This window comes from Methanobrevibacter sp., from assembly GCF_045646045.1.
In the GTDB taxonomy this organism is placed as follows: Archaea; Methanobacteriota; Methanobacteria; order Methanobacteriales; family Methanobacteriaceae; genus Methanocatella.
In genome coordinates this window covers 1-9,272 of the sequence record NZ_JAZRJY010000095.1, presented here as the reverse complement: position 1 = coordinate 9,272, position 9,272 = coordinate 1, and the positions used below count along the sequence as shown (strand labels likewise).

Here is a 9,272-nt window from a genome sequence, read left to right as displayed (position 1 = left end):
ATATCTATAAAAATATTAAACATTTAGTTAATAAAATAATATAAATATATAAAAAATATAGAAGTTTTAATATAATAATCTACAATTGTTAGTAAAAATAATTATTTTGTGTACAAAAACCTAAAAAATTGAATAAAATTTAAATAAATATAGATAAATATTTAATAAAATAAACAATGAATAATATATTTATTAAAAATATAAACAAAAATGGGTGGAAGTATATGTCCGACTGGAAAAAATAACAAAAGGTCGGAAATATATGTCCGATGAAAAAATAATTAAAAAAATATAATAAGGATTTAAAAAAATCCCTAATGGCCTACATAATATCTTAAAATTGCCCCAATACCACCAAATGCACGGTAAAGTTGCATACCTTCTTCAGTTTCTGTGGAAATAAATTCAACACTAGTATTCATTTCTTCAGCCAATTCAACAAAATCATCAACTAAAAGTTCTGAAGATTCCTCTTTAAGCAGTTCATTACACTCAGGACAACGTTCTTCAAGTGAATCTGCTTCAGATTGATTTTTTACAGTTATTCCAGTTTCATAACCACAGCTACCACATTTGAAAGTTTTACGCATTGATGATAAATCCTCAGATAAAAGCAAAGTATCAACAGCACCTATAACCAGATTGTTTCTAACTTCCTCTTCACCATATGAGTATAAACCATTATCTTTTCTAAGTTCACCTAAAAACTTTTGAATAACTTCTTTTTCATGAATAACATCCAATTCATTTAAAAGATCTGTAGATTTATTAATAACTTCACGAATACCAAATTCTCCAGTATAAGATGTATCTACAGTAGCAATAATTTTATCCTTGATTTCATACTGGATATAATCTGCATCCACCAAATCATTTTTTGTAAAACCCGGTCCGCCGATAACAACAGCTTTTAAATCATCTTTCAAAGGTAAGAACTCATCATTGATACGTTTAGCAATACGTTTTAAAAATTCACGGGCTTCATCTTCAATTACACGGTCAAACCTTCTTTGTGATTGTCCCCCTGCCTTATGTTTACCCGGAACACCACTGGTTAAATGGCCAACAATACTAATTTTTTTACCTTTTAAAGTAGCAATAGTAGCTTCTTTTCTGTCAACTACAGCCAAACCATAAGTATCCCTTTCTTCAATCATGTATTCAAGAGGTTCTAGGAAAAATTCATTGTTACATTTATACCAGTAAGTTACAACAGGTTCAGGCGGTTCCAATATGTACTTTTCCATTTTTTCTGTACCTGGACCACCCTTAGGAATCATCCCAACAAATAAAACCAAACCATGTTCCGGAGGCTTTTTATATAAACGAATACTTTGTAAAATAACCTCAATAGCTGACTGAACATTTTTCTTGGTTTGCTTACTCTTGATGTTAGAACTTTGTCCAAGTTCATCCCTCATATGTTTACCGACATCACTCAATTGCTTATCCGGCGGAATATAAACTGAAACAAGTTCTGTACCCCTTCCTCTTTTTTGTGATAATTCTTTTAAAGTTTTTTTAAATTCATATAATTCTTTTGATGAGACTTCTGACATAATTATCCCCTATAAATAAAATTAATATAATATATAAAATTATCTTATTACAGATATAAATAATTAATGAAATAATGGCTATTTTTTAAGATAATTTCATTTTCCCATAAGAAATAAAGAGTTCTTTTTCCTCATCAGGAATTGTTTCAAGCTCAAGCAAATCCAAATTGGTTAAATTCCTAATCTTACGAGCAAGACATAAATATGTATCAGGATACTCATTATGACCCAAAATATTCCAAACAATCGAATCGTCAAATGTTAGTTCCAAATACCAGTCATAGCCGTCCAAAACTGGAGAATCATGGTTTTTAGATTTATTCTGATAATCCTCAAAAATCCATTCATAAACACCATATTTTTCTAAAAGATTAAAAAGAATATCTAAGTCAGCGTCCTTTTTTTCAAAATAGCCGGTAATTTCATTATTTTCAACATCAACAATAATGCTTGGATGGGGCGTATCGTATGGAAATACCTTATAATGTCCAAACTCCAGCGATGTTAATTTTAATTTATTATTTTTCTTATCATATACTCCATCACGTCGAATATTGAAAAATAAATTAGTCACTATTTTTTCAAGATTACCTACATTTAAAACATCAAAATTAAATAATTTAAATAATAATTCAGCAAAAATTAGCCAATCTTTTGGAAAATCATTTTTAATACAGAATTCCTGATAATTGTCAGTATAATATAAGTTGATATTACATGAGTAAATACTTTCCAATTTTTCAAAATATGAAAAGCTTTCAGATTCGAAATCATCAAATAAATCTAATTTATCGAAATCACTTCTAAACTTTTCAACGGATTTTTCATTCAAATTGTGGATTTTACTCGAAACACGAGTTTTCAAATCATTTAGAATTGGAGTCCAAGAAGAATAACTTGTTTCAAAGAATTGATCAGGATAAATCATTTCATTAATATTAAAATAGGCATAACCTCTTGCCAGATCAATTATAAAACATTCATAATGCTTGTTTAATTTTTTAAAATTGAATCTTTGTGTAATTTCTATTTTTTCAAGCATTATCTGTTCACCCAGTTATTGATTATTGATAATATATTTGTAAATAAATACTTTTAAATAAATTGATTAACTAAATTTTAATAAGTGATAATATGGTTGTAAGAAGATGTCCCCAATGCCACACAGCTGGTGATGACCAATATGGATTTTGTATAAAATGCGGATATGAATATCCAACTTTAGAAAATACTCCAAATACATGCCCATTGTGCTTTTATGAAAATCCGGAAGAAGCTGAATTCTGTGTGAAATGTGGAAGTCCTTTAATCTTTAAACAAAATCCGGATGCAACATTTGGTCCGATTATTATCCAGAAAAAAGTTGTGGACAGCAGCGAAAATAAACCTACATCAACAACCACAAAATTATTAATAGTGTTAGGGTATATTTTTTCAATTTTAGGTGGACTTTTAGGCCTTATCATTGCAATTTATCTTATAACCAGAAAAGATCCTGTTGCAAAAAAACATGGACGTATCCAGCTTGCAATATTCATATTCTACTTAGTTTTACTGTTAATCTTAATTTTAACTGGAGCAATTACACAAGAAACTTTAATACAATACAGCCAAATGAATTTTGCCAATCTAACTAACCCGAACGTATAATTGGCAAATACATCACTATAGCTCCATCACCGCCATCATAATAATTCGGAACAATCCTATCCACTTTAAAGTTAAATCCCTTATAAAATTTATATGCTCCACAGTTATTTTCATTGACTTCCAAATAGATATTAGCTATATCAAAAAACATTAAAACCTGAATAGCCTTTGATAATAAACGGGTCCCTGCTTTTTGTCTGCGATAGTTTTTATCAACAGCAAGAGAGATAATATGACCCTGATTTTCATATTTTATCCAAAAAATAATATAACCGATAACATATCCTTCATCTTCAGCCACCAAAAATCCGGTTCCCATATCATACAAACTTTTAAACATGTTAATTCCATATGATTGGTCAAAAGACATGTTCTCAATTTCAAAAACTCTTTTTAAATCTCCCTGTCTAAACTCACGAATTATCATCCAAATAAACTATATATTTAAAATTACTATTTACATTTTTCTAGCTTTACAGAAAATCCTATTTGATTTGTGAAAAAAATTTTTAAAAAAAATCTATTTTTCCTTATTTTAAATTTACTTAAAATAAAAATGAGGATTACTACAAAGTTATTTTTCTAAAAAAATATAATAATAAATAGTAAAAAAAAGAAAATAGATTTAAGATAAATTCAAATGTGAATTTTTTAAGAATTAAAATTCGTCCAGCATTTGTATTTACAAGATTAATTACTCTGAAAAGAGATACATTGTAAAAATGAATTGAAAGTTTAGGTTTAGATTAAATGTGGCAAAATTTTGCAGAATATATTTTATTACAATGCGATAAAAATCCAACCCGAATATGTGAAGTAGCCATAGGTAAATTCACGCAAGTTTATGATTATCTAAATAAACAGGAAAATGTCGACATAATAAAAACGGACATTTCTCCAGGAGATTGTGACGTAATCAAAGACGACATTACAAATCCTGATTTAAAATTATACGAAAATTTAGATATTATTTATTCCATTAGGCCTCCAAGTGAATTGCAACCATATATAATTGATTTAGCATTAAAAACAAATACAAAATTAATAATAAAACCATTATTCAATGAAGACGTAAATTCAAGAAGAGTAAAATTAAAATTGAAAAATTACAATAAAGCAAGTTTTTATACATTAGGTGTGTAAATGAGTGATATATTATCTAAATTTCAAACATCCGCCGAAGGGTTATCTGAAAGTGAAGTTCAAAAAAGACAATCAAAATACGGATTAAATGAACTTGAAGAAAAAAAACCCAAAAGTCCCATCAAATTATTTCTAGAGCAGTTTATTGATGTTTTAAATGGCCTTTTATTTGTTGCTTCAATAGCAGCTTATGCAGTGGGAGACGTGATTGATTCGGCAGTGATATTGCTGGCAATACTATTGAATGCAATATTAGGATTTATTCAGGAATACCGTTCACAAAAAGCTGTAGAAATGCTAAAAAGCTTTACTACACAGGAAAGCATTGTCAGGAGAAACTCTAAAATACAAAAAATCGAATCCAAATATTTGACAGTCGGAGATATTGTTATTTTAGAGGAAGGAGACAAAGTACCTGCAGATTTGATATTAATTGAATCAAACGATTTAAGGGTTGACGAATCATTTTTAACTGGTGAATCAGAACCCGCATCAAAAGATATTGATGATGAAGTCCATATGGACTCAAACATAATTTCCGGGAATGCAGAAGGAGTAGTAACAAAAGTTGGAATGGAAACCGCAATCGGTGAAATTGCCGGAATGGTTCAGGAAGAAAGCGAAGATACACCTCTTCAAAACAAAGTATCAAAACTTGGAAAAGTATTATCATTTATATCAATTATAGTATGTGTTTTTGTTTTTATTTTAGAATTATCAAAAGGAATACCTATTGTAGAGACTTTTATGACTGCAGTTTCGCTTGCTGTTGCTGCCGTACCTGAAGGATTGCCTGCAGTATTAACATTAACATTAGCATTGGGAATGCAACAAATGGCAAAATCAAATGCTATTGTTAAAAGATTACTTTCTGTTGAAACACTCGGATCATGTACCGTTATCTGCAGTGATAAAACAGGAACATTAACTGAAAACAAAATGACTGTTCGAGAAAGTTACTTTTTTAACGAAAGCAAAACTTCATTGATTGGAGTTTTATGTAATAATGCAGTTATAAACCATGATGAAATCATAGGCGACCCTACAGATGGAGCTATTTTAAAGTATTTCAATAACGCTTCAGATGATTATGGCAAATATAAACGAGTTAATGAAATTCCACTTGACAGCAATCGTAAAATGATGAGCTGTGAATATACATGTAGTGAAGAAAATAATATAATATTATCCAAAGGTGCTCCAGAAATCATTTTAAATAAAAGTAAATATATAGATGACAACGGAAATATCAAAATAATCACACCAGAAATTAAGGAAAAGGTATTGAAAAAGACAGGAGAAATGGCAAATGATGCTTTGCGAGTAATCGGATTTGCATACAAAACAAAAGATAATCTGGATGATGAAGAAAATCTGATATTTACTGGTCTTGTTGGAATAATTGACCCCCCTAAAAAAGAAGCTGAAAAAGCAGTTAAAGAATGTCAGAATGCCGGAATAAAAGTTGTAATGATTACAGGAGATTATGAAATAACCGCCAAGGCAATAGCTAGCGAACTTAACATATTAACTACCGGAAAAGTAATAACTGGAAGTGAACTTGAAAATTTAAGTGATGAAGAATATATGGAAATAGTGGAAGATATTGAAGTTTATGCAAGAGTAAAACCAACACAAAAAATGAGAATAGTGGAAACATTAAAAAGGAAAGGACATATTGTTTCAATGACAGGTGATGGTGTAAATGATGCTCCTGCACTTAAAAAAGCTTCCATTGGTGTTGCCATGGGTAATGGTACCGAAGTTGCACAAGAAGCTGCAGATATGATTATTGAAGACAATAACTTTGCAACAATAGTTAAAGCAGTTGAAGAAGGAAGAAAAATCTATGATAATATCAAACGATTTGTTAAATTCCAAGTATCAACCAACATAGGTGCAATTTTAACAATAATAGGTACAAGTTTATTAAATTTACCAATTCCATTTACTCCAGTCCAATTATTATGGATCAATATAGTGATGGACGGACCCCCAGCACAAACATTGGGAATGGAAGGTGCTGAAAAAAACATTATGAAAAGAAAACCTGAAACAGGAGACATTTTAAATAAAAAAGTTCTCACAAGAATACTGATTTCCGGTTTAGTAATGGCAATAGGTACAACTGGCGTATTCCTATACCAAACACAGATATCAACACAGACAAAAGCAATGACTGTCGCATTTACATTATTTGTGATTTATCAGTTATTTAATGCATTGAACTGTAAATCAAACTCCGAAGAATCAAGCAAATATCTCTATTTAGGAATAGTGCTTTCATTATTGTTGCAGATATTGATAATATACATTCCGCAACTGCAAATAATATTCAAAACAACAGCTATTGGAATTACTGACTGGATTATGATTATAATTACTGCATTTACAATAATAATTGTTGAAAAAATAATGAATAGAATGATAAAATGAGGAAATTGAATATATTGTTATTGGGAGGAACAAAAGACTCCACAGAAATAATTAAACATCTTAAAAAGAATTACGATACATATATTCTAACAACTACAACAACAGAATATGGATCAAAGTTAGCTCTTGAAGCAGGTAGTGACGATACAATTTCAAGACGCATTCTAAAAGATGAATTTATTGAAATAATCAATAATTCTGACTTTGATTTGCTTATTGATGCAACTCACCCATTTGCCGAACACATTACACAAACTAGTGCCAGTCTTTCTAAAATATGTGAAATAGAATATATTCGTTTTGAAAGACCGCCACTTAATTTCAAGGATATGGATACAACCCACATCATCTATGCAAAATCCTTTGAAGATGCAGGAGAAATAATAGCCAGACAGATACCTGAAGGCAATGTGCTCCATTTTGCAGGTGCAAACACTATGGAAGACATATTAAAAAATGTTTCAAAGGACAGGTTTTATCCGCGCATTCTTAAAGTTCCAAAATCAATTGAAAAATGTGAAAAATTAGGCATTGCAAATGATCATATCATTCCAATGAATGGTGCCGCCAGCTTAAAAGAAAACATTGATTTAATTGAAAAATATGATGCAAGTGTCATGATAACAAAAGAAAGCGGTGAAATAGGCGGAGTTGTTGAAAAAATCGAAGCGGCAAATCAAAAGAATATATCCTTAATAATGATTAAACGACCAGTCATCAAAGAATTAAATAAAAAAGATACTGTTTCTAATTTGAATGAATTTGATAAAAAATTAGAAAAGATATTTGATTAAAAAAAAATAATTTTAAAAAAAATAGAAGCGCCGAGACTGAGATTTGAACTCAGGAGGAGAAACTCCACGGGATTTCAAGTCCCGCGCCTTACCAGACTAGACTACCTCGGCATTAGAATATAACAAGGAAATATTTAGAGAATAAATCTAAATATTTATCCTTTAAGTTCAATTTCAATACTTACATTGTCAGGAACATTAACTTTCATTACTTGTCTCATTGCACGTTCGTCAGCTCCGATACCGACTAAACGTTTGTGAATCCTAAGTTCCCATTTTTCCCAAGAAGCTTTACCTTCACCATCTGGTGATTTTCTTGTAGGTACTACTAATTTTTTAGTAGGTAATGGAATAGGACCTGATAAGTCAACTCCAGTTCTTTCAGCAATATTTTTGAGTTGATCACAGACATATGCTAATTTTTCAGGATCTGTTCCTGTGAGTTTAATTCTTGCTTGATTCATTATTAGCCCCCAAAATACAAAAAAAGAAAAGAGAGTGTTAAGTTAAAAACTTAAACACAACCTTTCACACTTATTGTTTTTCAGTGATTTCAATACATAAACCAGCTGCAACAGTTTGACCCATATCTCTGATAGCAAATCTACCCATTTGTGGGATTTCTTTTGCATTTTCGAGACACATTGGTTTAGTAGGTTTAATTTTAACAATAGCTGCGTTACCAGTTTTTAAGAAATCAGGGTTTTCTTCGTCAACAGCACCAGTAGCAGGGTTTAATTTTTGCATTAATTCTAAGAAAGTACATGCTACTTGGGAAGTGTGACAGTGGAATACAGGGGTGTATCCAACGGTGATTACACCAGGGTGTTGTAAAACAACGATTTGTGCTTTGAATTCTCTTGCTACAGTAGGAGCAGCATCAGTGTGTCCAGCTACGTCTCCTCTTCTGATATCGTTTTTACCTACACCTCTTACGTTGAATCCGATGTTGTCACCAGGTTCAGCGATATCAAATACTTCGTGGTGCATTTCGATGGATTTAACTTCTCCAGAAGCTCCAGCAGGTTGGAAGACAACGTTTTCACCTTTTTTCATTACACCAGTTTCAACTCTTCCTACAGGTACAGTACCTACACCAGTAATGGAGTAAACGTCTTGAATAGGAATTCTTAAAGGTAAGTTAGTAGGTTTTTCAGGTGGAGTTAATTTGTCTAAAGCATCAATTAATGAGTCACCTTTGTACCAAGGAGTGTTAGGACTAGGTTCTTTAATGTTGTCCCCTTCAAATGCAGATAATGGGATGAAAGGTACTTCTGCAGGGTTGAAACCTACGGTTTTAATTAAGTTTGATACTTCTTCTTTTAATTCGTTGTATTTGTCTTCACTGTAATCTACTAAATCAATTTTGTTAATAGCTACGATTAATTGGTTAATACCTAAAGTTTTTGATAAGAACACGTGTTCTTTAGTTTGTGGCATGACACCGTCGTCAGCTGCAACAACTAATACACCTGCGTCTGCTTGGGAAGCACCAGTGATCATGTTTTTAACGAAGTCTCTGTGTCCTGGGCAGTCTACTACAGTGTAATCGTATTTTTTGGTGGAGAATTTTTGGTGAGCTAAATCGATAGTTACTCCTCTTTCTCTTTCTTCTCCTAATTTGTCCATAACAAATCTGAATTTGTTTTCTCCGTCATCTAATTGTTGTTCAGCGATTGCACCAGCTTTT

The 9,272-nt window shown here is 31.1% G+C and carries 9 protein-coding genes and 1 tRNA gene; 4 read left to right on the top strand and 6 right to left on the bottom strand.

Going from position 1 to position 9,272, the window contains the following annotated elements:
• Positions 1-314 precede the first annotated feature (314 nt).
• Entirely contained in the window at positions 315-1,559 is a 1,245-nt protein-coding gene (gene prf1 / locus ACKI5C_RS06525; RefSeq protein WP_407432368.1) for a peptide chain release factor aRF-1, read from the bottom strand.
• A gap of 85 nt (positions 1,560-1,644) precedes the next feature.
• A complete protein-coding gene (locus ACKI5C_RS06520; protein ID WP_407432367.1) occupies positions 1,645-2,601 on the bottom strand; it encodes a hypothetical protein in 957 nt (318 codons plus the stop codon).
• A 92-nt stretch (positions 2,602-2,693) separates the two neighbouring features.
• Here ACKI5C_RS06520 and ACKI5C_RS06515 point away from each other — a divergent pair, with 92 nt between their 5' ends.
• Positions 2,694-3,209, top strand: coding sequence for a zinc-binding protein (locus ACKI5C_RS06515; protein ID WP_407432366.1), 516 nt, complete (start codon positions 2,694-2,696; stop codon positions 3,207-3,209).
• On the opposite strand, the gene rimI is transcribed toward ACKI5C_RS06515, so the two are convergent.
• Positions 3,193-3,636, bottom strand: coding sequence for a ribosomal protein S18-alanine N-acetyltransferase (rimI, locus tag ACKI5C_RS06510; RefSeq protein ID WP_407432365.1), 444 nt, complete (start codon positions 3,634-3,636; stop codon positions 3,193-3,195). The genes ACKI5C_RS06515 and rimI overlap by 17 nt on opposite strands.
• A gap of 323 nt (positions 3,637-3,959) precedes the next feature.
• Here rimI and ACKI5C_RS06505 point away from each other — a divergent pair, with 323 nt between their 5' ends.
• The 3 genes from ACKI5C_RS06505 to cobK are packed head-to-tail and all read left to right on the top strand — an operon-like array spanning position 3,960 to position 7,582.
• The gene (locus tag ACKI5C_RS06505) at positions 3,960-4,352 is read left to right on the top strand and encodes a UPF0146 family protein (RefSeq protein ID WP_407432364.1); all 393 of its coding nucleotides are present in this window, start codon (positions 3,960-3,962) and stop codon (positions 4,350-4,352) included.
• Positions 4,353-6,788 (top strand): calcium-translocating P-type ATPase, PMCA-type, encoded by a 2,436-nt coding sequence (locus tag ACKI5C_RS06500; RefSeq protein ID WP_407432363.1) that lies wholly within the window; start codon positions 4,353-4,355, stop codon positions 6,786-6,788.
• The gene (gene cobK / locus ACKI5C_RS06495; protein ID WP_407432362.1) at positions 6,785-7,582 is read left to right on the top strand and encodes a precorrin-6A reductase; all 798 of its coding nucleotides are present in this window, start codon (positions 6,785-6,787) and stop codon (positions 7,580-7,582) included. The genes ACKI5C_RS06500 and cobK overlap by 4 nt, the downstream gene beginning before the upstream one ends.
• 28 nt (positions 7,583-7,610) lie before the next feature.
• Here cobK and ACKI5C_RS06490 read toward each other — a convergent pair.
• The 3 genes from ACKI5C_RS06490 to tuf all read right to left on the bottom strand — a co-directional run.
• Positions 7,611-7,693: transfer RNA gene (locus ACKI5C_RS06490), tRNA-Ser, on the bottom strand.
• 44 nt (positions 7,694-7,737) lie between these two features.
• A complete protein-coding gene (gene rpsJ, locus ACKI5C_RS06485; RefSeq protein ID WP_058739846.1) occupies positions 7,738-8,046 on the bottom strand; it encodes a 30S ribosomal protein S10 in 309 nt (102 codons plus the stop codon).
• A 70-nt stretch (positions 8,047-8,116) separates the two neighbouring features.
• A partial coding sequence (gene tuf / locus ACKI5C_RS06480; RefSeq protein ID WP_407432361.1) for a translation elongation factor EF-1 subunit alpha occupies positions 8,117-9,272 on the bottom strand: 1,156 nt, incomplete at its 5' end.